At 67.2% G+C, this 25,030-nt stretch carries 26 protein-coding genes; 16 read left to right on the top strand and 10 right to left on the bottom strand.

Annotation, left to right across the window (positions count from 1 at the left end):
• Positions 1-53 precede the first annotated feature (53 nt).
• The 5 genes from uppS to rpsB form a co-directional block, all read right to left on the bottom strand.
• Positions 54-818 (bottom strand): polyprenyl diphosphate synthase, encoded by a 765-nt coding sequence (gene uppS, locus AT699_RS12330; RefSeq protein ID WP_026384626.1) that lies wholly within the window; start codon positions 816-818, stop codon positions 54-56.
• Positions 819-987: 169 nt separating this feature from the next.
• Positions 988-1,548: a ribosome recycling factor gene (gene frr, locus AT699_RS12325; RefSeq protein WP_006385198.1), complete on the bottom strand. Its 561-nt coding sequence runs from the start codon at positions 1,546-1,548 to the stop codon at positions 988-990.
• 15 nt (positions 1,549-1,563) lie between these two features.
• Positions 1,564-2,280, bottom strand: a complete 717-nt coding sequence (gene pyrH / locus AT699_RS12320) for a UMP kinase (protein WP_006385199.1) — start codon at positions 2,278-2,280, stop codon at positions 1,564-1,566.
• 97 nt (positions 2,281-2,377) lie between these two features.
• Positions 2,378-3,256: a translation elongation factor Ts gene (tsf, locus tag AT699_RS12315; RefSeq protein WP_006385200.1), complete on the bottom strand. Its 879-nt coding sequence runs from the start codon at positions 3,254-3,256 to the stop codon at positions 2,378-2,380.
• Positions 3,257-3,438: 182 nt separating this feature from the next.
• Positions 3,439-4,188 (bottom strand): 30S ribosomal protein S2, encoded by a 750-nt coding sequence (gene rpsB, locus AT699_RS12310; RefSeq protein WP_006385201.1) that lies wholly within the window; start codon positions 4,186-4,188, stop codon positions 3,439-3,441.
• An 844-nt stretch (positions 4,189-5,032) separates the two neighbouring features.
• Between rpsB and map the strand changes: the two genes are divergently transcribed.
• From map to AT699_RS12285, 5 genes are all read left to right on the top strand, one after another.
• Positions 5,033-5,854 (top strand): type I methionyl aminopeptidase, encoded by an 822-nt coding sequence (map, locus tag AT699_RS12305; protein ID WP_006385202.1) that lies wholly within the window; start codon positions 5,033-5,035, stop codon positions 5,852-5,854.
• A gap of 19 nt (positions 5,855-5,873) precedes the next feature.
• Positions 5,874-8,480: a [protein-PII] uridylyltransferase gene (locus AT699_RS12300; RefSeq protein ID WP_006385203.1), complete on the top strand. Its 2,607-nt coding sequence runs from the start codon at positions 5,874-5,876 to the stop codon at positions 8,478-8,480.
• Positions 8,481-8,554: 74 nt separating this feature from the next.
• Positions 8,555-9,268 (top strand): MarC family protein, encoded by a 714-nt coding sequence (locus AT699_RS12295; RefSeq protein ID WP_006385204.1) that lies wholly within the window; start codon positions 8,555-8,557, stop codon positions 9,266-9,268.
• Between the two features lie 66 nt (positions 9,269-9,334).
• On the top strand, positions 9,335-9,820 hold the full coding sequence (locus AT699_RS12290; RefSeq protein ID WP_006385205.1) for a disulfide bond formation protein B: 486 nt from the start codon (positions 9,335-9,337) through the stop codon (positions 9,818-9,820).
• A gap of 97 nt (positions 9,821-9,917) precedes the next feature.
• Positions 9,918-10,430 carry a M48 metallopeptidase family protein gene (locus AT699_RS12285; protein WP_006385206.1) on the top strand — a complete coding sequence of 171 codons (513 nt, stop codon included), beginning with the start codon at positions 9,918-9,920 and terminating at the stop codon, positions 10,428-10,430.
• A gap of 78 nt (positions 10,431-10,508) precedes the next feature.
• Here the strand turns inward: AT699_RS12285 and purF are convergent, their stop codons facing one another.
• The 4 genes from purF to folC form a co-directional block, all read right to left on the bottom strand.
• Positions 10,509-12,029 (bottom strand): amidophosphoribosyltransferase, encoded by a 1,521-nt coding sequence (gene purF / locus AT699_RS12280; RefSeq protein ID WP_006385207.1) that lies wholly within the window; start codon positions 12,027-12,029, stop codon positions 10,509-10,511.
• A gap of 30 nt (positions 12,030-12,059) precedes the next feature.
• A complete protein-coding gene (locus AT699_RS12275; RefSeq protein ID WP_006385208.1) occupies positions 12,060-12,548 on the bottom strand; it encodes a CvpA family protein in 489 nt (162 codons plus the stop codon).
• Positions 12,548-13,387: an SPOR domain-containing protein gene (locus AT699_RS12270; RefSeq protein ID WP_020927369.1), complete on the bottom strand. Its 840-nt coding sequence runs from the start codon at positions 13,385-13,387 to the stop codon at positions 12,548-12,550. The genes AT699_RS12275 and AT699_RS12270 overlap by 1 nt, the downstream gene beginning before the upstream one ends.
• Before the next feature lie 91 nt (positions 13,388-13,478).
• Positions 13,479-14,789, bottom strand: a complete 1,311-nt coding sequence (folC, locus tag AT699_RS12265) for a bifunctional tetrahydrofolate synthase/dihydrofolate synthase (RefSeq protein ID WP_024068643.1) — start codon at positions 14,787-14,789, stop codon at positions 13,479-13,481.
• 163 nt (positions 14,790-14,952) lie between these two features.
• On the opposite strand from folC, the gene AT699_RS12260 reads away from it, so the two are divergent.
• From AT699_RS12260 to AT699_RS12245, 4 genes are all read left to right on the top strand, one after another.
• Positions 14,953-15,369 (top strand): cupin domain-containing protein, encoded by a 417-nt coding sequence (locus tag AT699_RS12260; protein WP_035181776.1) that lies wholly within the window; start codon positions 14,953-14,955, stop codon positions 15,367-15,369.
• Positions 15,370-15,447: 78 nt separating this feature from the next.
• Positions 15,448-16,419, top strand: coding sequence for a Bug family tripartite tricarboxylate transporter substrate binding protein (locus AT699_RS12255; protein WP_006385212.1), 972 nt, complete (start codon positions 15,448-15,450; stop codon positions 16,417-16,419).
• A 2-nt stretch (positions 16,420-16,421) separates the two neighbouring features.
• Complete coding sequence (locus AT699_RS12250) at positions 16,422-17,648, top strand: CaiB/BaiF CoA transferase family protein (protein ID WP_373862806.1); 1,227 nt, start codon at positions 16,422-16,424, stop codon at positions 17,646-17,648.
• Positions 17,648-18,814 carry an acyl-CoA dehydrogenase family protein gene (locus AT699_RS12245; protein WP_006385213.1) on the top strand — a complete coding sequence of 389 codons (1,167 nt, stop codon included), beginning with the start codon at positions 17,648-17,650 and terminating at the stop codon, positions 18,812-18,814. Before AT699_RS12250 ends, AT699_RS12245 begins: the two co-directional genes overlap by 1 nt.
• Positions 18,815-18,851: 37 nt before the next feature.
• Here AT699_RS12245 and AT699_RS12240 read toward each other — a convergent pair whose 3' ends face one another.
• The gene (locus AT699_RS12240; protein ID WP_006385214.1) at positions 18,852-19,589 is read right to left on the bottom strand and encodes an IclR family transcriptional regulator; all 738 of its coding nucleotides are present in this window, start codon (positions 19,587-19,589) and stop codon (positions 18,852-18,854) included.
• Positions 19,590-19,732: 143 nt separating this feature from the next.
• Between AT699_RS12240 and AT699_RS12235 the strand changes: the two genes are divergently transcribed.
• The 7 genes from AT699_RS12235 to AT699_RS12205 all read left to right on the top strand — a co-directional run bounded on the left by AT699_RS12235 (position 19,733) and on the right by AT699_RS12205 (position 24,982).
• Positions 19,733-20,110, top strand: coding sequence for a flagellar protein FlaG (locus AT699_RS12235; protein WP_006385215.1), 378 nt, complete (start codon positions 19,733-19,735; stop codon positions 20,108-20,110).
• A gap of 144 nt (positions 20,111-20,254) precedes the next feature.
• Positions 20,255-21,646, top strand: a complete 1,392-nt coding sequence (gene fliD / locus AT699_RS12230) for a flagellar filament capping protein FliD (RefSeq protein ID WP_024068641.1) — start codon at positions 20,255-20,257, stop codon at positions 21,644-21,646.
• A gap of 18 nt (positions 21,647-21,664) precedes the next feature.
• Positions 21,665-22,093 (top strand): flagellar export chaperone FliS, encoded by a 429-nt coding sequence (gene fliS / locus AT699_RS12225; protein WP_006385217.1) that lies wholly within the window; start codon positions 21,665-21,667, stop codon positions 22,091-22,093.
• Between the two features lie 48 nt (positions 22,094-22,141).
• Positions 22,142-22,495 carry a flagellar protein FliT gene (locus AT699_RS12220; protein WP_006385218.1) on the top strand — a complete coding sequence of 118 codons (354 nt, stop codon included), beginning with the start codon at positions 22,142-22,144 and terminating at the stop codon, positions 22,493-22,495.
• Positions 22,492-23,850 carry a flagellar hook-length control protein FliK gene (gene fliK / locus AT699_RS12215; protein WP_058207304.1) on the top strand — a complete coding sequence of 453 codons (1,359 nt, stop codon included), beginning with the start codon at positions 22,492-22,494 and terminating at the stop codon, positions 23,848-23,850. Before AT699_RS12220 ends, fliK begins: the two co-directional genes overlap by 4 nt.
• Positions 23,850-24,173 carry an EscU/YscU/HrcU family type III secretion system export apparatus switch protein gene (locus AT699_RS12210; protein ID WP_006385221.1) on the top strand — a complete coding sequence of 108 codons (324 nt, stop codon included), beginning with the start codon at positions 23,850-23,852 and terminating at the stop codon, positions 24,171-24,173. The genes fliK and AT699_RS12210 overlap by 1 nt, the downstream gene beginning before the upstream one ends.
• A gap of 11 nt (positions 24,174-24,184) precedes the next feature.
• Positions 24,185-24,982: a flagellar brake protein gene (locus AT699_RS12205; RefSeq protein WP_049054048.1), complete on the top strand. Its 798-nt coding sequence runs from the start codon at positions 24,185-24,187 to the stop codon at positions 24,980-24,982.
• The last annotated feature ends 48 nt before the right edge of the window (positions 24,983-25,030 follow it).

The following is a 25,030-nucleotide window of genomic DNA, read 5'->3' as shown; positions in this document are numbered from 1 at the left end:
CTCCTCGAGGTCGGCTCAGGGCCGCCGCGCGCCGCGCGGCTGGCGGCAAGCCGTTATTTGTCGCCGCTTGCGGCGAGCTGTGCGCTGGTGCGGCCGAAGCGGCGCTCGCGCGTGCGGTACCAGTCGAATGCCTCGCGCAACTCGTCGGCGCCAAAGTCGGGCCAGTAGCGGTCGGTGAAATAGAACTCGGCGTACGCCATCTGCCAGATCAGGAAATTGGAAATGCGCTGCTCGCCGCCGGTGCGGATGAACAGATCGGGCTCGGGGGCCCAGGACATGGACAGGTGCCGCGCCAGCCGCTCTTCGTCGACCAGCTGGGGCTGCGTCGCCAGGGCCGGCTCGGCCGCCAGCATGGCGCGGGTGGCCTGCAGGATGTCCCAGCGGCCACCGTAGTTGGCAGCCACCGTCAGGTGCAGGCGGTCATTGTGGGCGGTGCGGGCCTGGGCCGCGAAGATCAGTTCCTGCAGGCGCGGCTCGAAGGCCGACAGGTCGCCGATGACGTGCAACCGCACCCCCTGCTCTTCCAGCTTGCCGACCTCGCGCTCCAGCGCCTGCACGAACAGGCGCATCAGCAGCGACACTTCCTCGGCGGGCCGGCGCCAGTTCTCGGAACTGAAGGCGAACAGCGTCAGGTAACGCACCCCGGCGCGACCGCAGGCCTCGACCACGCGCCGCACCGCCTGCACGCCCTTGGCATGGCCCGCCGTGCGCGGCAGCAATCGCCGCGTCGCCCAGCGACCGTTGCCATCCATGATGATGGCCACGTGCTCCGGGATATCGCGGGTAGCGGGAACCGCCTGGGTAGAACTGGTTGCCATGGGTCTGGGGAGCGCCGTCGACCGGCGTAAAACAGGGAATACGGGAAAAATCCGCGCCGTCGATCCACTGCTGCGCCAGCGAGCTGCGAGGCAATGGATGGGACGGCGCGCGAAGGCAGCAATCCTGGCGCCGGGCGTGGCTAGCCGCCCCTGCCCGGCACTGCAAGGATTATACGGTCATGATTTCCGCTTCTTTTTGCGTGACCATCTTGTCGATGTCGGCCACGCTGCGGTCCGTCAGCTTCTGGACATCATCCTGCGCGCGACGCTCGTCGTCCTCGGAGATTTCCTTGTCCTTGACCAGCTTCTTCAGCCCTTCGTTGGCTTCGCGGCGCAGGTTGCGCACGGCCACCTTGGCGTCCTCGCCCTCGCTGCGCACGACCTTGGTCAGGTCGCGGCGGCGCTCTTCGGTCAGGGCCGGCATCGGCACGCGGATGCTGTCGCCCATGGACATCGGGTTCAGGCCCAGGTCCGATTCGCGGATGGCCTTCTCGATCGCGGCGGCCATGCTCTTTTCGTAGGGCTGGACGCTGATGGTGCGCGCGTCGATCAGGTTCACGTTGCCGACCTGGCTGATCGGCACGGGCGAACCGTAGTACTCGACCTGCACGTGGTCCAGGATGCCGGTGTGGGCGCGGCCCGTGCGGATCTTGGCCAGGTTGGTCTTGAGCGTGTCAAGCGACTTGGCCATCCTGGCTTCGGCGGATTTGCGGATTTCTGCGACGCTCATGGATTTTCCTTTTCTTTAAACGTGTACCAACGTGCCTTCGTCTTCGCCGCTGACGACGCGCTTGAGCGCGCCCGACTTATTGATCGAAAACACCTTGATCGGCAGCTTCTGGTCGCGGCACAGGGCGAACGCCGTGGCGTCCATCACTTCCAGGCGACGGACGATGGCCTCGTCGAAGCTGATGCGCGCATAGCGCGTGGCGGAAGGATCCTTGTTGGGATCCGCGCTGTAGATGCCGTCGACCTTGGTGGCCTTCAGCACGATCTCCGCGCCGATCTCGGCGCCACGCAGGGCGGCGGCGGTGTCGGTCGTGAAGAAGGGGTTGCCTGTACCCGCGGCGAAGATGACGACCTTGCCTTCTTCGAGGTAGCGCAGGGCCTTGGGGCGAATGTACGGTTCGACGACCTGGTCGATGTTCAGGGCCGATTGCACGCGGGTGTCGATACCCTTGTGCTTGAGCGCGTCCTGCAGGGCAAGGGCGTTCATGATGGTGGCCATCATGCCCATGTAGTCGGCGGTGGCGCGGTCCATGCCCTGCGCACCGGGCGCGACACCACGGAAGATGTTGCCACCGCCGATGACGATGGCCAGCTCGACGCCGGTGGCGGCGACTTCGGCGATCTCATCGGTCATGCGGACGATGGTGGAGCGATTGATGCCGAATGCATCGTCGCCCATCAGCGCCTCGCCGGAAAGTTTGAGAAGAACCCGTTTGTATGATCTGCTGCTCATAGGTGATATCCCGAAGAACAATCCGACGAAAGTTTAAGACAAGAAATAGGCCGGACTAGAAAATATCTAGCGCCGGCCTGTAAGGACTACCCTGAGATCAGGCGCGGCCGGCGGCGGCGGCGGCAACCTCAGCGGCGAAGTCGCTGGTCTTCTTCTCGATACCTTCGCCGACGACGAACAGCACGAACTTGCTGATCGAGGCGCCCTTGGCCTTGAGCATCTGTTCGACGGTGTTCTTGTCGTCCTTGACGAACGGTTGCGACAGCAGCGTCACTTCCTTCAGGAACTTCTGCACCGAGCCTTCGACCATCTTGGCGACGATTTCAGCCGGCTTGCCCGATTCGGCGGCCTTCTGCTCGGCGACCGAGCGTTCGGCGGCGATGTCGGCCGGGTTCACGCCGTCGGCGTTCAGGGCCTTCGGCTTGGTCGCGGCGATGTGCATCGCCAGGTCCTTGCCCACTTCCTCGGCGCCGGCGTATTCCACCAGCACGCCGATCTTGCCGCCGTGCACGTAGCTGGCCAGGGCGTTCGGGGTCTGGATGCGCTCGAAGCGGCGGATCGAGATGTTTTCGCCGATCTTGCCGATCAGGGCGGTACGGGTCGATTCGATGGTGCCGTCGCCGTAGGGCAGCGCCGACAGGGCGGCCACGTCGGCGGGGTTCTGGGTGGCGACCAGCTCGGCCAGCTTGTTGACGAAGGCGACGAAGTCGTCGTTCTTGGCCACGAAGTCGGTTTCGCAGTTCACTTCGATGACGGCGCCTTGCTTGGCGTCGGCCGAGATGAACAGGCCGATCAGGCCTTCGGCGGTGACGCGGGCGGCAGCCTTGCTGGCCTTGTTGCCCAGCTTGACGCGCAGGATTTCCTCGGCGCGGGCCAGGTCGCCTTCGGCTTCCGTCAGGGCCTTCTTGCACTCCATCATGGGCGCATCGGTCTTTTCGCGCAGTTCCTTGACCAGGGCGGCGGTAATTTCAGCCATGTTAGCTCCAAATTTTGCTAAGACATGCCCCGGCGGGCCGGGGCATTGGTGTGATTCGATGAGACGTCCGCAAGCAGCGGATGAGGAAGGCGGGAGTCCGCCTTCGCACTGCCGGCGAGGCGGGGGCACGCCGCTTTCCGCGACCGCCCCCAGACACTAACCGCCGGACATGACAGCAGGCTTTAGGCCTGGTTGTCCTGCACTTCGACGAACTCTTCCTGGCCTTCACCGATTTCCTCGACCAGACCGTTCAGGTTCTGTTCGCGGCCTTCCAGCACGGCGTCGGCGATGCCCTTGGCGTACAGCGCGATGGCCTTGGCCGAGTCGTCGTTGCCGGGGATCACGTAGTCGATGCCTTCGGGCGAGTGGTTGGTGTCAACCACGGCGACCACGGGGATGCCCAGGGTCTTGGCTTCGGCGATGGCGATCTTGTGGTAGCCGACGTCGATCACGAACATGGCATCGGGCAGGCCGTTCATGTCCTTGATGCCGCCGATCGACTTGTTCAGCTTTTCCAGTTCGCGCTGGAACAGCAGGCCTTCCTTCTTGATCATGCGCTCGGCGCCGCCTTCGGCGACCACGGCTTCCATGTCCTTCAGGCGCTTGACCGAGGTCTTGACCGTCTTGAAGTTGGTCAGCATGCCGCCGAGCCAGCGGGCGTCGACGAAAGGCATGCCGCAACGGGCGGCTTCGGCGGCGACCAGCTCGCGGGCGGCGCGCTTGGTGCCGACGAACAGGATGTTGCCACCGCGAGCAGCCAGCTGCTTCACGAACTTGGTGGCTTCCTGGTACTTATCAACCGTCTTTTCCAGGTTGATGATGTGAATCTTGTTGCGATGGCCGAAGATGAAGGGGGCCATCTTGGGGTTCCAGTAGCGGGTCTGGTGACCGAAGTGGACACCCGCTTCCAGCATTTCGCGCATCAAAGACATAACTTTCTCCAAGGGTTGATTTCTTGCGCCGCACCTGCATCAGCCTGTGGCTGACACCCTGGGTGGTGTTGCGCGCGATTTCCCGCACCTGCGGGATGAACAGAATTTTAACCGGGCCGGCCGATCACTGCCGCACTACTCCGACGTGCCGGGCATGTGCCCCGCGCGCCTTGCTGCCACGCTGCCGCGATAAACCCAGACGGCCGCCACGACGAAGCGCCTTGCCCCGCCTGCACGCATCGCGCCGTCCGACCCGCCAGGAAATCCCTGGCAGTTTCTTCCAGCGCACCCGGACCTGTTTTGTTGGCAGCGAAATCCAGTTCCTTCGCGTCCTGGTTTTCAACCAGGATCTTTCAACCCTGGTTTCAATCATCACGCGCATCAGTCGCCGGAGGCATTTCTTCAGGAAAACAGGGTTTCAAAACCCGGGTTTTCCAAGAACTTAAACCGGCAGCCACATCGAACCTGCATCGCTGCTCGAAAACATGACCGGGCTTGCGAGCACGCAGCGCCCCAGCCTGAGGGATGTACACGCCCAACCTTCCCGGCCCGCCGCCCTCGCCCGCCTGCCGCGCCGCCTCGCCCCGGAACCTCGCGACTGGCCCGAATTCCCACCACAACCTTCGCTTGCGATGAAACTCCAGGACCCGCCACCGATCTCACAAGATGCGGTGCGACCCAACATGCAGGGTCGAACAACCAACCAGGTGGCCTGGATGATTCCATCCCCACCCGCCGGGATCGGCGCTTGCCGCTACCCAGATTGCTCCCCAAAATTTTAGGGAAGCCTATAATTCTACTATTCTTTCAAGCAGACATTCAAGCGAGATCCGTCAGTCATTCCATGGGCACCATTACCAATCCGGCCGACCTGGCCAAAATGCGCGCGGCCTGCCAGGACGCCGCCAAAGTCCTCGATTTCATCACTCCCTACGTCAAGCCTGGCGTCACCACCGGGGAACTGGACCGCCTCTGCCTGGAATACCTGACCGACGAGCTCAAGGTGAAGTCCGCCACGGTGGGCTACGCCCCGCCCGGCTACCCGCCCTTCCCCGGCGCCATCTGCACCTCGGTCAATCACCAGGTGTGCCACGGCATCCCGGGCGACAAGGCGCTGAAAAACGGGGACTCCCTCAATATCGACGTCACCATCATCAAGGACGGCTGGTTCGGCGACACCAGCCGCATGTACGCCGTGGGCGAGCAGTCGATCCTGTCGCGCCGCCTGACCGACATCACCTTCGAGTGCATGTGGAAAGGCATCCAGCAGGTCAAAAACGGGGCCACATTGGGCGACGTCGGCAACGCCATCCAGAAGCACGCCGAGGCCAACGGCTTCTCGGTGGTGCGCGAATTCTGCGGCCACGGCATCGGCCAGCGCTTCCATGAAGACCCGCAGGTGCTGCATTATGGCAAGCCGGGCACCGGCGTGGAATTGGTGACGGGTATGTTGTTCACCATCGAGCCCATGATCAACGCCGGCCGCCGCGAGATCCGCCAGTTGTCCGACGGCTGGACGGTCGTGACGCGCGACCATAGCCTGTCGGCGCAATGGGAGCATGCTGTCTGCGTCACCGACACCGGCTACGAGGTCCTGACCCTGTCGCCCGGCATGCCCAAGCCGCCCGCCTTCATCACCGAACCGATCGTCATTCCCGCCGTCTGACCCCGGCCAGTCCGCCACCATGACCGCCGATATCCTCAGCACCCTGCGCGAACGCATTCAGGAATCCCGGCGGGCCGCGGTGGCCCAGTTCCGCGAACACGAGCGCCCCGACACCCTGCTGGGCGACCTGCGCCGCATCGTCGACGCGGCGCTGCGCGACCTGGTCAAGCACACCCCCCTGCCGGCCGGCGCCACGCTGGCGGCGGTCGGCGGCTACGGCCGCGGCGAGCTGTACCCGCATTCGGACGTCGACCTGCTGATCCTGCTGCCGCACGCGCCCACCGCCGAAGACGAGTCCGCCATCGAGCGCCTGGTCGCCGCGCTCTGGGACCTGGGCCTGGAACCCGGCCATAGCGTGCGCACCATCGAGGACTGCGAACGCGAGGCCGACGCCGACATCACGGTCGAGACCGCGCTGCTCGAATCGCGCTGGCTGGCGGGCAGCCGCGCGCTGATGAAGAAGTTCGAAGCCGCCACCCAGTCGCGACTGGATGCGCGCGCCTTCTTCCGCGCCAAGCGCGTCGAGATGCAGCAGCGCCACGCGCGCTACCAGGACACGCCCTACGCGCTCGAACCCAACTGCAAGGAATCGCCCGGCGGCCTGCGCGACCTGCAAGTGATCCTGTGGATGGCGCGCGCGGCCGGTTTTGGCGAGAACTGGCGCGCGGTGGCGCAGGCCGGCCTGTTGACGCCGTCCGAGGCACGCGACCTGCGCAAGGCGGAACAGGCCTTCAAGCGCCTGCGCATCGAGCTGCACCTGCTGGCCAACCGGCGCGAGGACCGCGTGCTGTTCGACCTGCAACCGGCCCTGGCCGAGGTCTACGGCATCCACGCCACCGCCACGCGCCGCGGCAGCGAGCTGCTGATGCAGCGCTACTACTGGGCCGCGCGCCTGGTGACCCAGTTGAACGGCATCCTGGTGCAGAACATCGAGGAACGCCTGTTCCCGCGCCCGGACAGCGACGCGCGCGACATCGACGACGATTTCCGCAACCTGCGCGACCGCCTCGACATCATTCGCGACGATGGTTTCGAGCGCAATCCCACGCTGCTGCTGCGCGCCTTCCTGGTGATGCAGCAGCACCCCGAGCTGACCGGCATGTCGGCGCGCACGCTGCGCGCCATCTGGCATTCGCGCCATCGCATCGACGCGCAGTTCCGCCGCAATCCGGTCAACCGCAAGCTGTTCCTGCAGATCCTGCAGCAGCCGCGCGGCATCGTGCATGAACTGCGCCGCATGACCATGCTGAACATCCTGCCGCGCTACCTGCCGGTGTTCCGACGCATCGTCGGCCAGATGCAGCACGACCTGTTCCACGCCTACACGGTGGACCAGCACACGCTGGCGGTGGTGCGCAACCTGCGCCGCTTCACCATGCCCGAGCATGCCCAGGAATATCCGCTGGCCAGCCAGTTGATCGCCGGCCTGGACCGCCATTGGCTGCTGTATGTGGCGGCGCTGTTCCACGACATTGCCAAGGGCCGCGGCGGCGACCATTCCGAGCTGGGCGCGCGCGAGGTGCGCAAGTTCGCCCACGACCACGGCATGGAACCCGAGGACACCAGGCTGGTGGAATTCCTGGTGCGCCAACACCTGCTGATGTCGGCCGTGGCGCAGAAGCGCGACCTGTCCGACCCGGCCGTGATCCAGGAATTTGCCGCCACGGTCAAGGACGAACGCCACCTGACGGCGCTCTACCTGCTGACGGTGGCCGATATCCGCGGCACCAGCCCCAAGGTCTGGAACGCCTGGAAGGGCAAGCTGCTCGAGGACCTGTACAAGCTGACCCTGGCCGCGCTGGGCGGCGCCCATGCCGACGCCCACACGGTGCTGACCGAGCGCAAGGAAGAGGCCGCGCGCCTGACGCGCCTGGCCGGCCTGCGCGACGACGCCCGCGAAGCCTTCTGGAACCAGCTCGACGTGGCGTATTTCCTGCGCCACGACGCTTCCGACATCGCCTGGCACACGCGCCATCTATATCACCAGGTGACGCCGGCCCATGCGGTGGTGCGGGCCCGCCCCACCGAGCAGGGCGAAGGCCTGCAGATCATGGTCTATACGCGCGACGTGCCGGACCTGTTCGTGGCGATCTGCGGGTATTTCGACGCCAAGTCGCTATCGGTGCAGGACGCCCGCATCCACACCACGCGCCACGGCTGGGCGCTGGACAGCTTCATCGTGCTGCTGCCCGAGGGCGCCAGCGACCTGCGCGCCCAGGCCACGCTGGTCGAACACGAACTGGCCGAGCGGCTCAAGGACATCCAGGCCGCCGCCCAGGCCACCACGGGGCGCGGCGGCTACTACGGCCGCGGGCGCCAGTCGCGCATGTCGCGCGTGTTTCCCATCATGCCGCAGGCGGAACTGCAACCCGACGAGCGCAGCACCTCCTGGCGGCTGTCGGTCACGGCGACCGACCGTCCCGGCCTGTTGCACGCCCTGGCGCGGGTCTTCGCCCAGCACGAAGTCAACCTGCTGATGGCCAAGATCATGACGCTGGGCGACCGGGTCGAAGACGTTTTCATCGTCGACGGCGCGGCGCTGGCGCGCCCGCGCAGCCAGATGCAGTTCGAGCGCGACATCCTGGACGCGCTGGCCGGCGACGAGGCCCGGCAACAGGCCGCCTGAGGCTCGCCCGCGGGCCGTCGCCAGACGGCCGCCGACCGCATACAATCCGGTTTTCGGCCTGGCGATACGGTGCGATGGAGCTAAACGAATACTTGCGGGTACTGGGGACCAGCTTCTTCTTCGCGCTGGCCACGCTGTTGCCGTTCCTGAATCCGCCCGCGATCGCCCCCATCTTCCTGTCGCTGACCGAAGGCGCCTCGTCGTCGACCCGCACGGTGCTGGCCAAGCGCGTCGCCATCAATGTCGGACTGATGCTGATCGTGGCGATGGTGGCGGGCAACGTGCTGCTGAGCTTTTTCGGCATCTCGCTGTCGATCGTGCGCGTGGGCGGCGGCATGCTGGTCATCGCCAGCGCCTGGCGGCTGGTCAACTCCCCCGACGCCGACACCGAGCGGGTCGCCCGCATGGCCGAATCGTTCACCCCGGAAATGGCCAAGACGCGGGCCTTCTACCCGCTCACGTTCCCCATCAGCTGCGGCCCCGGCTCGATCGCGGCGGCCATCACCGTGGGCGTGTCGCTGCGCGACCAGAACCACGTGCTGAGCCTGCTGCGGCTGGGCGGCTCGATCCCCGGCATCGTGGTCGTTTCGCTGACTTTGTACGTCTGCCTGCGCTTTGCCGCGCAGATGCTGCATCGGCTGGGCGATAATGGCACCGCCGTGTTCATGCGCATGTCCGCCTTCATCATGCTGTGCCTGGGCGTGCAGATCTTCTGGGAAGGCTCGCGCGAACTGCTGCTCGGCGTGTTGCAGCAGGTCATGCAACCAATTCCGATTCCCAAGGCCTAACGCCTGGCGGCCGGACTGGCCATCCCCGGGGGCCACGCCCCTGCGAACCCTTATCTTGCAACAACCATGACTTCTCGCTCAGAACGCCTGCTCCGCCTGATCGCCCTCTTCTGCTTCGGCGCCGTCGGCATCGCCCTGGTTTCCCAGTATGCCTTTGACATGCCGCCTTGCGCCTGGTGCGTGCTGCAGCGCCTGATCTACCTGGTGATCGGCGTCATCGCCCTGGTCGGTGGTTTCGGCGGCGGCCGCGCGCTGACGCGCGTTTGCGCGTCCCTGGCCGCCCTGCTGTCGATCAGCGGCATCGCCGCGGCCTGGTACCAATACACCGTGGCCGCCAAGATGCTGTCGTGCGACCAGACCTTCGCCGACCGCTTCATGACCGGCATCGGCCTGGACGGCGGCGTGCCGTGGCTGTTCGGCATCTACGCCACCTGCATGGACGCGGTGGTGCCGGTGCTGGGCATCGAGTACGCCCTGTGGAGCCTGGCGCTGTTCGTGATCCTGCTGTTCATGGCCCTGCCCGCCGCCTTTGGCCGCGGCCGCGCCGCCTGAGCCGCGCCCCCGCCGTTGGACGGCCCCCACGCCAGACGCCTGCGCGCCACGGACGGCAACGGAAAATGGCCAGGCCCGCGCGGGCGGGCCTCGATCCATGCCTGACATCATGAAATACCTGACCGGTTATCCGGAATCGCTGCTGGCGCAGGCCCGCGCGCTGCTCGACCAGGGCAAGCTCGGGCCGGCGCTGCGCGCCCGCTATCCCGCCGGCGCGCACGACGTGCGCACCGACAAGGCGCTGTACGACTACGTGGTGGACCTGAAGAACACCTATATCCGCAACGGCGCGCCGCTCAGCAAGATTGCCTTCGACAGCAAGATCCACGTGATCCAGCACGCGCTGGGCCAGCACACCTTCATCTCGCGGGTCCAGGGCGGCAAGCTCAAGGCCAAGCACGAGATCCGCGTCGCCACGCTGTTCAAGGCGGTGCCGCGGGAATTCCTGAAGATGATCACGGTCCACGAACTGGCGCACCTGAAGGAAAAGGACCACAACAAGGCCTTCTACAACCTGTGCCGGTTGATGGAGCCGCAATATCACCAGTATGAATTCGACCTGCGGCTCTACCTGACCCACCTGGAGGCCACCGGCGAGAGCCTGTGGTAAAGCTCCCATCCGCGCGAGCCGACGGACAAAAAAAAAGCCGCTCCCCAGGGAGCGGCTTTTGCATGGGGCGCGTCGACTTCAGGCGTCGTTGGCGGCGTAGCCCATGTTGAATTGCAGGCCGCTGGCGCCTTCGCCGTCGCCCGACTCCGCGCGCGACTGGCCCAGGCGCGCCAGGTATTCCGCGGTGATGTCGCCGGTGATGTACTCGCCATCGAAGCACGACGCCTCGAAGCGCGACAGCTTCGGATTGAGGTCGCGCACCGCCTGCTGCATGTCGTGCAGGTCCTGGTAGACCAGGCTGTCGGCGCCGATCGCGCGGGCGATCTCCTCGTCGCTGCGGCCGGTGGCGATCAGTTCGCTCTGCGTCGGCATGTCGATGCCGTACACGTTGGGGAAGCGCACCGGAGGCGCGGCCGAGGCGAAGTACACCTTGTTGGCGCCGGCGGCGCGCGCCATGTCGACGATCTCGCGGCTGGTGGTGCCGCGCACGATGGAGTCGTCCACCAGCAGCACGTTCTTGCCCTTGAACTCCATGCCGATGGCGTTGAGCTTCTGGCGCACCGATTTACGGCGCACGGCCTGGCCGGGCATGATGAAGGTGCGGCCGACGTAGCGGTTCTTGATCAGGCCTTCGCGGTAGTCCAGATTCAGGCGCGCGGCCAGCTGCATGGCGGCCGGGCGCGAGGAATCGGGAATCGGCATGACCACGTCGATGTCGCCCAGGCGCATGTTGCGCGCGACTTTGTCGGCCAGGTATTCACCCATGCGCAGGCGCGCGTCGTACACCGACACGCCGTCGATCAGCGAATCGGGGCGGGCGAAGTAGACGTATTCGAAAATGCAGGGCACCAGCTGCGGATTGTCGGCGCACTGGCGGCTGACGAAGCGGCCGTCCAGGTCGACGAAAACCGCTTCGCCCGGCTCGACGTCGCGCACGAAGGCGAAGCCGCTGCCTTCCAGCGCCACCGATTCCGACGCCACCATCCACTCGACGCCTTCGTCGGTTTCCTGGCGGCCGATGCACAGCGGCCGGATGCCGTTGGGATCGCGGAACGCCAGCAGGCCGTAGCCCGAAATCTGCGCCACCACCGCGTAGGCGCCGCGCACGCGCTTGTGCACGGCGGCGACGGCGCGGAACATCGCGTCGTCGTCGAGCGAGACGCCGCTGGCGGCCGACTGCAGCTCGTGGGCCAGCACGTTCAGCAGCACTTCCGAGTCGGAATTGGTATTGATGTGGCGGCGGTCGACGCGGTAGAGCGACTCACGCAGCTCGCGCCAGTTGGTCAGGTTGCCGTTGTGGGCGAACATGATGCCGAACGGCGCGTTGACGTAGAACGGCTGGGCCTCTTCCTCGCTGGCGCTGGAGCCGGCGGTGGGATAGCGCACCTGGCCCACGCCCGAGGTACCCGGCAAGGCGCGCATGTTGCGCGTGCGGAATACGTCGCGCACCAGGCCATGCGCCTTGTACATATTGAACTGGTTGCCTTGCGACGTCGCGATGCCCGCGGCGTCCTGCCCGCGATGCTGCAACAGCAGCAAGCTGTCATAGAGCAGCTGGTTGACCGGCCCGCGCCCGATGACCCCTACGATTCCACACATGGTGAGATTTCCTGGTTGATGTAAAGCCAATCAATACGGCAGCCACGTCGCCAGGGATGGCGGCAGCCACGTCTTGATATGTTTGATGGCCTCGATGGCCGAATGCGAAAACATGGCGTCCTGCCACCACGGCTCCTGCGGCAGCGGCGTGTAGCCGGCGGCGGCGACCAGCGCCAGCACGATCAGCAGACCCCGGGCCAGCCCGAACATGCCGCCCAGGCCGTGATCGGCCGGGCTCAGTCCGGTGCTGCGGATCAAGGCGGCAAGCGTCATGTTGACCAACCCCACGCCGAGCAGCACGATAATGAAGACCACCGCGTACGAGACACCCATGCGCAGCAGCGTTGTTTCGATATAGGGCTCCAGCCAGGTATAGACCGTGGGCCCCCACCAGATCGCGGCCACGAAGGCCAGCAGATACGCGACCAGCGACAGCACTTCCTTGAGCAGGCCGCGCACCAGGCCCAGCACACCCGATACCACCAGGATGGCCAGCACGACGAAGTCGAAGCCGGTCACTACTGGGCGGCAATGAAACCGTTGTCATAGCCCAGGGTGCGCAACCGCGCCTGGGCCGCCTGCGCCGCCTCGCGCGAGGGGAACGGCCCCACCCGCAGACGGTACTGCTGCTTGCCTCCGATGGAAGCCTGCTCGACGAATGCGTTGGTCACCCCGGCCTGGTGCAGCTTGCTGCGCCGCGACTGGGCGTCCTCGGACGTGGTGTAGGCCGCGATCTGCAGCACGAAATTGCCCTTGGCGGCCTGCGGCTTGGGGGCCGGCGTGGCGGCGGGCGCCGAGCGGCCTTCCAGCAGCGCCAGGGCGCGGGCGCCGTCATCCGAACGGGTCTCGGGCTTGGGCGTGGCCGGCTTGGGCTCGGGCTTGGGTTCCGGCTTGGGCGGCGTGGCCGGCTGCGTGCGCGGCGGCGTGGTGGCGGCGACCTGCGGCGGCGTGGCCGCGGGCGGCGTCGCGGCCGGCGGGGTGGCAGTGGCGGGCGGCGTGGTGGCCTGCGGCTGCGCCGAGGTGACCGGCGGCGGCGTCTGGACGGCGGCCGGATCGGTGGGCGCGGCGCCCGGGGCCGGCGTGGCGGCGGGCGCGGTGGCCTGCGGTTCGCTCACTTGCGGCTGGAACGGTGTGTTGCGCTCCGGTACCTTGATGGGAATGTTGTCGGCAACGGGCACCGGCTGCGAGTCCAGCACCATGGGCAGGATGATGACGGCGGCCAGCACCAGCGCGATGGCGCCGGCCAGCCGGCGCCGGGCGCGCCCGCGCAACTCCGCCGCCTGGACCTCGCTGGGCACCGCCGCTCGCTTGGAGGGCTGCGCCTGGTCGGCAGGATCTTTGCGTTTGAAAAAACCCATGGGAGAGAATTCCTTGCGGCGCCTTGCGGCGGGGCGGGTATGGCGGCGGACCGCCACGACGCTGCACCCGGTTTTGCTATGCCGCTTCTACCTACGCCTTGCGACCCAGAGACTGCAAAACCGAGGCCACGGTGAGAAATGATCCGAACACCACGATTCTATCATTCTCGCCCGCCCGTTCGCGCGCCGCGGCGAAGGCCTGGGCGGGATCCGCGTAGGCCGAGACACCCGGCGCCTCGGCCCCGGCGGGCGCCGCCGGCAGCGCGGCAGCCACCTGTTCGGCCAGGCGTTCGCCCGTGCCGCCGCGCGGCCCCGGCAAGCCGGCGCAGAACCAGTGGTCGACCCGGGTGCCGAGCTTGGCCAGCACACCGGCCAGGTCCTTGTCGTTGAGCATGCCGAACACCGCATAGGTGTAGGGATGGAAACCCATGTTGTCCAGGTTCTGGGCCAGCACGGCGGCGGCGTGGGGGTTGTGGGCGACGTCCAGGATCACGGTGGGCTGGCCCGGCAGGATCTGGAACCGGCCCGGCAACGAGGCCTGCAGCAGCCCCTGGCGCACCGCCTGCTGCGGCACCGGCAGGCGGTCGCGCACCGATTCCAGCGCGGCCAGCGCGGCCGACGCGTTCAGCAGCTGGTTGGCGCCACGCAGCGCCGGATAGGCCAGCGCGCTGCGGCGCTGTTCGCGCCCGCCATAGGCCCATTGCTGGCGATCGCCCGAATAGTTGTAGTCGCGGCCGAACAGCCACAGGTCGGCGCCGATCTGCTCGACATGGTCCAGCAGCGATTGCGGCGGCACCGGGTCGGCGCACACGGCGGGCCGGCCGGGACGGTAGATATGGGCCTTCTCGAAGCCGATCTTCTCGCGCGTGTCGCCGAGATAGTCGATGTGGTCCAGGTCGACGCTGGTGACGACGGCACAGTCGGCGTCGACGATATTGACCGCGTCCAGGCGGCCGCCCAGGCCGACTTCCAGCACCACGGCGTCCAGCCGCGATTGCGAGAACAGGCGCAGGATCGCCAGCGTGGTGAATTCGAAGTACGTCAGCGAAGTGTCGCCGCGGGCGGCCTCGACCGCGGTGAACTGTTCGATCAGGGCCTCGTCCGAGGCGATCTGGCCGTTGACGCGGGCGCGTTCGTTGAAATCGATGAGGTGCGGCGAGGTGTACAGGCCGACCTTGTAGCCCGCGGCCAGCAGGATGGCCTCGAGCATGGCGCAGGTCGAGCCCTTGCCGTTGGTGCCGCCGACCACGAACTTCACGCCGGGCAGTTCCAGGTTCATGCGCGCCGCCACTTCCCGCACGCGCTCCAGGCCCATGTCGATCGCGACGGCGTGGATGGATTCCAGGTACTGGAGCCAATCGGACAGGGAGGCGCCGGCGGCAGGCTTGAGGGCAGAAGGCATGACGGGATCGCAAAGGTGGACAGCCCGTGATTTTAGCAGCGCGTGACCGGTGTTTTCCCTAATCCCCCAGGGCGCGGCACGGGTTCTCCGGGAAAAACCGCTTGCCGATGTTTTTCTCATACGTAAAAATAAATTCACATATGAGAATTCAAAAGGAAGGAACATGATGCAGCAGAAGACCCCGGCCTGGCTGGTCCGCGAAGCCGACGTGCCCGGCTACCACCCGGCCAACCACACCGGCACCCTGAACCGCCGCCTGATCGGTCCCGACACCGTGGGCGCGCGCGGCGTGGAGGTGCTGCTGGGGGTGATCGACAAGGGCAAGGGGGCGCTGCCGCACGCCCACCCCGGCATCGAGCAGGTCTGTTACCTGCTTTCCGGCACGGCCCGCGCCCAGGTCCAGGACGAATGGGCCGACATGGGGCCTGGCGATTGCTGCTACTTCCCGCCGGACATCCCGCATGTGTTCACCGTCACCAGCGACGAGCCGGCGCGGCTGCTGGTGATCTACACACCGCCCTACGAAGAATCGCCCGACCGCGTCATCCGCGGTTTTCCCGCGCCCGCAACCGGCGCCTGAGGCGCCGGGGCCACCGGCATCCCCGGGCAGCGGCCGCAGAAGCCGCGCCCGGTTTCCCACCATCTGGAGAGACAAACCATGCAACTTCACCGCCTGTTGCGCGCCGCCCTGCTCGGCGGCGCCAGCCTGCTGGCCTTGCCCGCTGCCCATGCCGCGGACTATCCGAACAAACCCATCACGCTGATCGTGCCGTTCCCGGCCGGCTCGGGCACCGACGCCGTCGGGCGCATCTTTGGCGCCGAGCTGTCGACCATCCTGGGACAGCAGATCGTGGTTGAGAACAAGCCCGGCGCCAACGCCACCATCGCCGCCAGCTACGTCGCGCGCGCCAAGCCGGACGGCTACACGCTGTTCGTCACCACCAACACCTCGCACTCGGCCGCGCCCTGGCTGATGAAGAACATTCCCTACGACCCGGTCAAGGACTTCACGCCCATCGCGCGCGGCGGCAACCTGCCCTTCATCCTGGTGGTCAACCCCAAGCGGCCCTGGAAGACCGTGGCCGACCTGGTGGCCGATGCGCGCCAGCACCCGGGCCGCATCACCTACGCCAGCGGCAACAGCACCGGCATCGTGGCCGGCGCCACGCTGGCCAACCGCGCCAGGATCGACATCCTGCACGTGCCCTACAAGGGCACGCCGCAAGGCCTGACCGACGTGGTCGGGGGCCAGGTCGACTTCATGTTCACCGACCTGGCATCCGGCCTGCCGTTCGTGCAGTCGGGCCAGTTGCGGGCGCTGGCGGTGTCCACCGCCGAGCGCAGCGCCATCGTGCCGGACCTGCCGTCCATGGCGGAGTCGGGCGTGCAGGATTTCGACCTGAATTCCTGGAACGGCTACTTCGGTCCGGCCGGCATGCCGCCCGAAGTGGTGGCCAGGCTCAACGACGCCATCAAGCAGGTGGTGGCCAAGCCCGACGTGCGCAAGCGCCTGGCCGGCCTGGGCTTTGACGCCTTCTCCAGTTCGCCCGAGGCCTTCGCGCAGTTCGTCAGCGAACAGCGCGACCTGTGGGGCAAGCTGATCCGCGACGCGGGGATCGAGCAGCAATGACGATGCCCCACGCAGCCCCCCCGCAGGCCGCCGGCCCCCTCGCCGGCGTGCGCATCCTGGACCTGAGCTCGGTCGTGATGGGTCCCTACGCCACCCAGGTGCTGGCCGACCTGGGCGCGGACGTCATCAAGGTGGAGTCGCCGGCGGGTGACAACATGCGCGCCGTCGGCCCCATGCGCAACCCGGGCATGGGGCACCTGTACCTGCACCTGAACCGCAACAAGCGGTCGGTGGTACTGGACCTGAAGACGCCCGAGGGCCGCGAGGCCTGCCTGCGGCTGGCCGAGAGCTGCGACGCCCTGCTCTACAACATCCGCCCCCAGGCCATGGCGCGCCTGGGCCTGTCGTACGAGGCGGTGGCCGCGCGCAATCCGCGCATCGTCTACCTGGGCGCCTACGGCTTCGGCGAGACCGGCCCCTATGCCGGCCGCCCGGCCTACGACGACCTGATCCAGGGCCAGACCGGCATCGCCGCGCTGTCCGCGCAGCAAAGCGGCGACGTGCCGCGCTATGCGCCGCTGACGCTGGCGGACCGCGCGGTGGGCCTGCACGTGGGCATCGCCCTGGTCTCGGCGGTCATTCACGCCCGCGCCAGCGGCCAGGGCCAACAGGTTGAAATCCCCATGTTCGAAGGCATGGCCCACCTGGTGCTGGGCGACCATCTGGGCGGCGCGACCTTCGAGCCGCCGCTGGGGCCCACCGGCTATGCGCGGCTGCTGGCGCCACACCGCCGCCCGTACGCCACGGCCGACGGCTACATCTGCCTGCTGATCTACAACGACAAGCACTGGCGCAATTTCTTTGCCTTGATCGGCCAGCCCGAACTCGGCCAGGACCCGCGCTTCCACACCCACGGCGCGCGCGCGGCGCACATCGACGAGGTCTACGCCTTCGTCGCCGACGTGATCCGCGCCCGTCCCAGCCAGGACTGGCTGCGGGACCTGGCGCAAGCCGACATCCCCGCCTCGCAGCTCTACACGGTCGACGACCTGCTGGGGGACGAACACCTGGCGGCCACCGGCTTCGTGCAGCAGCAGGACCACCCCACCGAAGGCCGCCTGCGCACCCCCGCCCCCCTTGGCCGCTACCAGGGCACGCCGACCGCCATCCGCCGCCCGGCGCCCACGCTGGGCCAGCACAGCCGCGAAGTGCTGGCCGAGGCCGGCTACGACGACGCGGCCATCGACGCCCTCTTCTCCCATCGCATCACCCAGGACGGAACCCACTGATGGACTTCGAATTCACCCCCGACCAACTGGCCCTGCGCGACGCCGTGTCGCGCATCTGCGAACGCTATCCCGACGACTACTGGCTGGAACGCGACCGCGAGGGCGGTTTCCCCGAGCCGCTGCACGCCGACCTGGCGCGCGACGGCTGGCTCGGCATCGCCATGCCGCAGGAGCACGGCGGCGCCGGCCTGGGCATGACCGAGGCCGCCCTGATGATGCAGACCATTGCCGCCTCGGGCGCCGGCTTCACCGGCGCCTCGGCCGTGCACATGAACATCTTCGGCCTGAACCCGGTGGTGGTGTTCGGCAATGACGAGCAGCGCGCCCGCTGGTTGCCGCCGCTGATCTCGGGCCGCGAGAAGGCCTGCTTCGCCGTGACCGAGCCCGATGCCGGCCTGGACACCACCAAACTCGGCACCCGCGCCGTACGCCAGGGCGACGAATACGTGGTGCATGGCCGCAAGATCTGGATCTCGACCGCCCAGGTGGCCGACAAGATGCTGCTGCTGGCGCGCACCACGCCGCTGGCGGACGTGGCCAAGCCCACCCAGGGGCTGTCGCTGTTCTATACGGACCTGGACCGGGCCAAGGTCGAGGTGCGCGAGATCGAGAAGATGGGCCGCAAGGCGGTGGACTCGAACATGCTGTTCATCGACGGCCTGCGGATTCCGGTCGCCGACCGCATCGGCGAGGAAGGCCGCGGCTTCGAATACATCCTGCACGGCCTGAATCCGGAACGCATCCTGATCGCCGCCGAGGCGGTCGGCATCGGCCGCGCCGCCCTGGAGCGGGCGGTGCGCTATGCCGGCGAGCGCAAGGTGTTCGGCCGGCCGATCGGCCAGAACCAGGGCATCCAGCATCCCCTGGCGCAGGCCTGGATGCAGTTGGAGGCCGCCGACCTGATGGTATTCAAGGCCGCCAGCCTGTACGACGCCGGCCAGCCCTGCGGCCCGGCCGCCAACGCCGCCAAGTACCTGGCGGCCGAGGCCGGCTACAACGCCTGCCAGACGGCGGTGATGACGCTGGGCGGGATGGGCTACGCCAAGGAATACCACGTGGAACGGCTGCTGCGCGAGAGCTTCATCCCGCGCATCGCGCCGGTCAGCCCGCAGCTGATCATGTGCTTCATCGCGGAAAAAGTGCTGGGGCTGCCGAAGTCCTATTGAACCCGCGCCCGTCCGCGCCGGCCGGCCACGGCCGGGCTCAGGATTGCTGTTCCAGCCCGGTGCAGGCCGAACGCAAAATGCGGGCGTATTCCTCCTGGCACGGCTCGATGCGGTAGATCGGGCCGCCCACCGAGATGGCGTAGTGCTCGCCCGACAGCGTCACCGGCCAGGCGATGGCGCCGACGTCGGGAATCGACTCGCCGCTGTTCATGAACCAGCCGCGCTGGCGCGACCGGTCGATGTCCTGCAATACCGCGTCGCGGGTGACCAGCGTGCGCTCGTTGTAGCGCGTCAGCGGCGTGGCCGCCAGGAGCGCGTCGCGGGCCGGCTCGTCCATCAGCGACATGAGCGCTTTTCCCAGCGAATTGGCGTGTACGTCCTTGAACTCGCCGGCAACCGGCGCGTATCGGATCGTATGGGGCGAGTCCAGCACATCCAGGTAGACCACCCGGCCGTCCTGCGCCAGCTTGGCGAACACGACGGTTTCGCGGGTCGCGTCGCGCAGCTCGACCAGGCTGGGGTAGACCCGGTCCAGCACCGGATCGGCGCGGGCGATGCGCTGCGCCATCGCCAGCAGGCGGCCGGTCGGGTAGTACCCCTGGCGGCGGCCGGTTTCATAGAGATAGCCCAGCCCGGTCAGGGTGCGGATCAGCGCCAGGCAGCTGGATACCGGCACGTCCAGCAGCCGGGCCAGTTCCGACAGGGGCAATGCGCGCTTCTCCCGGGCGTAGGTTTCGATGATTTCTATGACTCGCAACGCCGTCTTGACACTCATTGCCCGATCCCAACTTGTTAGCACATGAAACATCCGTCCGCGCCCGGGCCTAAAGTTCCCTGCGGGACTGCCGTAATCGTAGCTGAGAATTCCCTGAAAACAGCGCGTTCCTCCGAGACGCCCACATCGCCGTTGGAGTGATCATGGCCGTAACCCCCTTAGCCCCCGCTACGTTCGCGCCGACGCCGGTCGCGCCCGTGCCGGTCGCCGTCGATCCGTCGGTCACCGTCGCGCCGCCGGTCGCCAGCAGCCAGAGCGGCGGCGCCGACACCGCCACGTCGGAGCAGTCGACTTCCCAGAAGCTGCCCCTGGAAAAGGCGCTCGATGAAATCAACGAGCAAATGAAGGCCTGGTCCACCCAGCTGCAGTTCGAGGTCGACCCCGACGTGCACCAGGTGGTGGTGTCCGTGGTTGACGCCGAATCAGGGGACGTCATACGCACCATCCCGAGTGAAGCCGTACTGAAGATCGCCAAAATGATCGTCAACATGCAAGGAAACGGCATCAAAACCACGGCTTGATATGGCACCCGATATTTTCTGCTGTGCCCGTTTTGGCGCCAATCGATGATGGAAGCATCGAATTAGGCCCGCCTTATGCCCTTACCCGGCCAATCGCCGGCACCCTATTTTTGACAGAATCGCATCGCTAGGAAGGAATTTCACATGGCCTCTATCACTAACCTCGGTTCGGTTTCCGGTCTGCCCCTGGAAAAGATCCTGTCCGACCTGCAGACCGCCGAGGATAAGAAGCTCTCGATCTACACCACCCGCGCCGAAAGCTACAAGACCCGCATCGACGCCTACGCGCAGTTGCAAAGCGCGCTGGAAGCCCTGCAGAAGTCGGCCGGCGTGCTGGGCAAGACCGAGACGATGGCTGCCATCAAGGGCAGCGTGACCGGCGGTAACGCCTTGACGGCCACCGTGGCCGCCGAGGGCGCCGTCGCGGGCCAGTACACCATCACCGTGAACAACCTGGCCCGTGCCCAGAGCCTGCAATCGGGCGCCGTGGCCGACCGCACCGCCAAGCACGGCGACACCGGCTCGTTCGAGATCGAACTGGCCGACGGCACCAAGCGCACCATCGACCTGAAGGGCGACACCTCGCTCAACGGCATCGTCAAGGCCATCAACGCCGACGACAAGTCCGGCCTGCGCGCCACCGTCATCAACGACGGCAACGGCAACAACTACCTGATGCTGACGGCCAAGGACACCGGCGTCCAGGCCTCGGTCAAGAACATCACCGTCACCGGCGACCAGTCGCTCAAGGACATCCTGTCCTTCAGCACCGCCGCCGACGGCACCACCACCACCGGCATGGCCAACACCAAGGCCGAAGACGCCGAAGTGGTCATCAACGGCATCACGGTCAAGAGCGGTTCGAACAACGTGTCCAAGGCCATCGACGGCGTCACGCTGAACCTGACCGAGAAAACCGAGGCCGGCAAGCCGATCACGCTCAAGCTCGAATCCGACACGTCGGTCGCCAACAAGGCCATCCAGGACTTCGTCAAGACCTACAACGCGCTGCAGACGACCATCAAGAACCTGACGGCCTTCGACGCAAAGGCCGCCACCAACCAGCCGCTGACCGGCGACGGCACCACGCGCTCGATCCAGTCGTCCGTGACCAACGCGCTGCAGGCCGTGCTGGGCGAAGGCACCGTCCGCTCGCTGGCCGACCTGGGCATCACCACCGACCCGCAGACGCGCCAGCTCAAGCTTGACCAGACCAAGCTGGACAAGGCGCTGACCGGCAACCCCGCCGACGTCACCAAGCTGCTGACCGGCGAACACGGCCTGGCCAAGAACTTCGAAGCCGCCTTCAAGGACGTGCTGGGCAGCACCGGTTCGCTGAAGACGCGCACCGACGGCCTGGCCAAGACGATGAGCGACCTGGACGCCCAGCAAAAGCGCGCCAAGGCCGCCAGCGACGCGGAAATCGACCAGATGCGCACGCGTTTCGTGGCGCTGGACAAGTTCTACATGCAGATGCAGACCACCGCCAACTACCTGACCCAACAATTTGCGGCGATGAACAAATCGAGCAAATAACCTGTAGAAGATGCATTAATGACTTACGCCGCCCGCCGCCCCACAGGGTCCCAATCCGTCCGCTCCTACGCCGATATCGGCCTGGAAACCCAGGTGCTGGGCGCGAGCCCCGAGCGGCTGATCACCCTGCTGTACCTGGGTGCCCGGGCAGCGATCGGGCAGGCGCGCATCCACCTGCAGGAAGGTCGGGTCGCCGAGCGCGGCGCGGCTATCTCGAAAGCGATCAAGATCGTCGATGAAGGCTTGAAGACCGGGTTGAACATGGAGGCCGGCGGCGACATCGCCGCCAACCTCGCCCGGCTCTACGATTACATCGTCCGCACCTTGCTGACGGCAAATCTGAAAGCGGATACCGAGCAACTCGATATCGCCGACCGCCTGCTGGCGGACCTGGCCGAGGCTTGGCAAACCTCCATCGACCGACCGGCTGGCATAGCGCAGCCCTGATGGCCCAGAAACACAAATCCAGCCAGCCATCGAACGCCCGAGATTTCCATGACGTCCCTTACCCAGTACTCATCCCCCATTCTGGAACACTACCAGGAGATCGCTCTCATCACGGGCGAGATGTTGACGGCCGCCCAGGCCGGCGACTGGGATACGGCGATGGCCCACGGGCAGCAATACTGCGAGCTGGTCGAACGCCTGCGCATCGCGGAACCGACCGCGCCGCTGGATGAGGCCGGCCGCGCCATGAAATACGACCTGCTGGTGCGCATCCTGGAAAACGACGCCATGACGCGTGACCTGGCGCTGCCGCAACTGGCCCGGCTGGGCGAACTGCTGGGCCGCATGAAGCGCCAGCAGACCCTGCTCTCGGCCTACGGCTACCAGGCGCCTGAAGCATGAGCGTAGGTCCCGCGGCACTCGGCAATGTCCTAGTGCAGCGGTTGGACGCCGTGCTTGGCACGACGATGTCCGCCGCCAGCGCCAACCAGGTGTCCGGCGCGCGGCCGGATGCGGTCAGCCAGCCAGGCAACCTGGACAAGCCCGGCTCGGCCGACGGCTCCAATCGCGACCCCCGGCAAGGCATCCAGACCGGCGGCGCCCGCGGCGATCGCCCGGCCACCGTCATCGATGCCAAGACCGCGGCCGCCCTGGCGCTGGCCGCGCGCGGCCTGGTCACCAGCAGCGACACCACCGCCTCGGCGCCCACCACCCTCGGCACCACCGCACGCGCGATCCTCGCCCTGCTGGCCCAGTACCCCGAAGCCGCGCCCGCCGTGCAAGGCCGCGCCCCCCTCTGGACGGCGCCCCCCTCTGCGCAACCGCCCGGCGCGCCGGCCCAGCAGGCCGGCCAACCCGCCAGCCAGCCGGGAGCCCCCGGACAACCCACGGCCGCCCCCGCTGCCGGACAGGCGGCAGCGCCCGCGCCTGCCCCCACCACCGCGGCGGCACTGGCCGCGGCTGCCGCGGCCAGTGCCGACCCCGCCGCCGAGACACCGTCCACCAACCGGCCCGCGCGCCCAGCCGGATCGGGCGAAGGCGCCACCGGCGCCAGGAACGCCGAAGCCACGACCCACGCCACCCTGGCTCCTGGCGCGCCGTCGGCCAAGATCCTGGGCCAGGCGTTACGCGCCGCGTTGCAGACTAGCGGCCTGTTCTACGAATCGCACCTGACCGACCTGGTCTTTGGCCGCAGCAACCCGTCCCAGCTGCAGCAGGAACCCCAGGCCCGGCTGACTCGCAGCGGAGTCCCCACGGACGCGGATACCGCGCGTCCGCGCGCCGAGTCCCAGGCCGGCGGCGGCCGCGCCGGCGACGCCAACGCGGCGCCCGGCAACACCAATGCCCCGGCGCCCGGCACGCCGGTCAGCGGCATCCACCAGGACCTCACCCTGCTGGTGCGCCAGCAACTGGACGTGCTCGCCAACCAGGCCCTGACCTGGCAAGGCGAGGCCTGGCCCGGCACGCCGATGGAATGGGAGGTGGAACGCGACCCCTACGGCGGCGATCCGGAATCGGCGGTGTCCACCTGGGCAACCCGCCTGAAACTCGATCTGCCGCGGCTGGGCCTGGTGGACGCGCGCTTGAACCTGGCCGGCGACCAGATCGTGCTGCAACTGGTCGCGCCCCATAGCGCCGCCGAAATCAACGACTCCTCGGACCAGCTGCGCTCACGCCTGCTGGCTGCCGGCCTCACGCTCAGCCACCTGGTGGTGAACGTGGTGGACCCGCGTCCCGTCATACCCGCGGATATCTGATGCGCACCGCTCCGCCCCCCGAACAGGGCCCCAACGCCAACCGCAACGCCGCGGTCGCCATCTCGTATGACGACAAGGACGCCGCCCCGCGGGTGGTGGCCAAGGGCTACGGCCAGCTGGCCGACACCATCGTGCGCGCCGCCGAAGAGAACGGGCTGTACGTGCACGAATCGCGTGAACTCGTCGGCCTGCTGATGCAGGTGGACCTGGACGCGCATATTCCTCCCCAACTCTACGTGGCGGTGGCAGAATTGCTGGCTTGGCTCTATCGCCTCGAATCGCGCGAACTCCCCGAGGCCGCGCCGCCCGCCCCCACTCTCTAAGGACAAGCACCGTGTTGGACGCCAGCGATCCGGAATTCCTGCTCACCCGGCCGGAAGACATGCGCGCCGCCCTCTTCGAACTGACGCACCCCGACAGCCACATCCTGGTGCGCGACGCCGCGGACCGCGAAATGGCCGTGCTGGTGCTGGGGGCGGACAAGCAGACGCGGCAGTTCTTCTGGCGTCCGCGCGACTATGCCGGCGCCGATTTCGAGCAGTCGGACAGCATGGGCCTGCTGAGCGGCACCACCTTCCATTTCAACGCCACCGCCTATGGCGGCGTACAGATCCGCTTCCGGGTCTCGCGCCCGGAGGTCATCCACTTCGATGACGGCAGCGCGGCGCTGATGTCGCCCTTCCCCGACCGCCTGGCGCGCATCCAGCGCCGCAAGATGTTCCGGGCCTCGCTGGTCTCCAGCGCCAGCCGCTGCCACGCCTCGTGGCGTCCGGCGCCCGCCGCGAAACCCATCAGTTTCTCGGTGCGCGACATTTCGGTGGATGGCGTCGGCCTGCGGGTGGAACTGGCGGTGCCGACGTTGCCGCAACGCGGCGCGGTACTCGAGGACGTGCAGCTCGACTTTGGCGAGCTGGGCAAGCTCAACGCGAACCTGGAAGTGCGCAATGTGTATCCGGTGTCGGGCCAACCCATGATCCAGGCCGCCAGTCCGGACGAACCCGCGCCAACGCATGTGTCGCTGACCGGCGAGCCGCCCCTGAGCCATGTGGGCGCGGTGTTCCTGAACCTGGATGCGCGGCAGGAAAACTGGCTGCAGCAGGTGGTCTGGCGCCTGGAGAAAAACGCCCGATAGGCGCACTGCGAGCCAGGAGCGCCGCCGGACGGTGGATTGTGCCGGAAC

This window comes from Achromobacter xylosoxidans, from assembly GCF_001457475.1.
Taxonomy (GTDB): Bacteria; Pseudomonadota; Gammaproteobacteria; order Burkholderiales; family Burkholderiaceae_B; genus Achromobacter; species Achromobacter xylosoxidans.
Note: the sequence above shows the minus strand (reverse complement) of the source record. Positions and strands in the feature narration are given on the sequence as shown.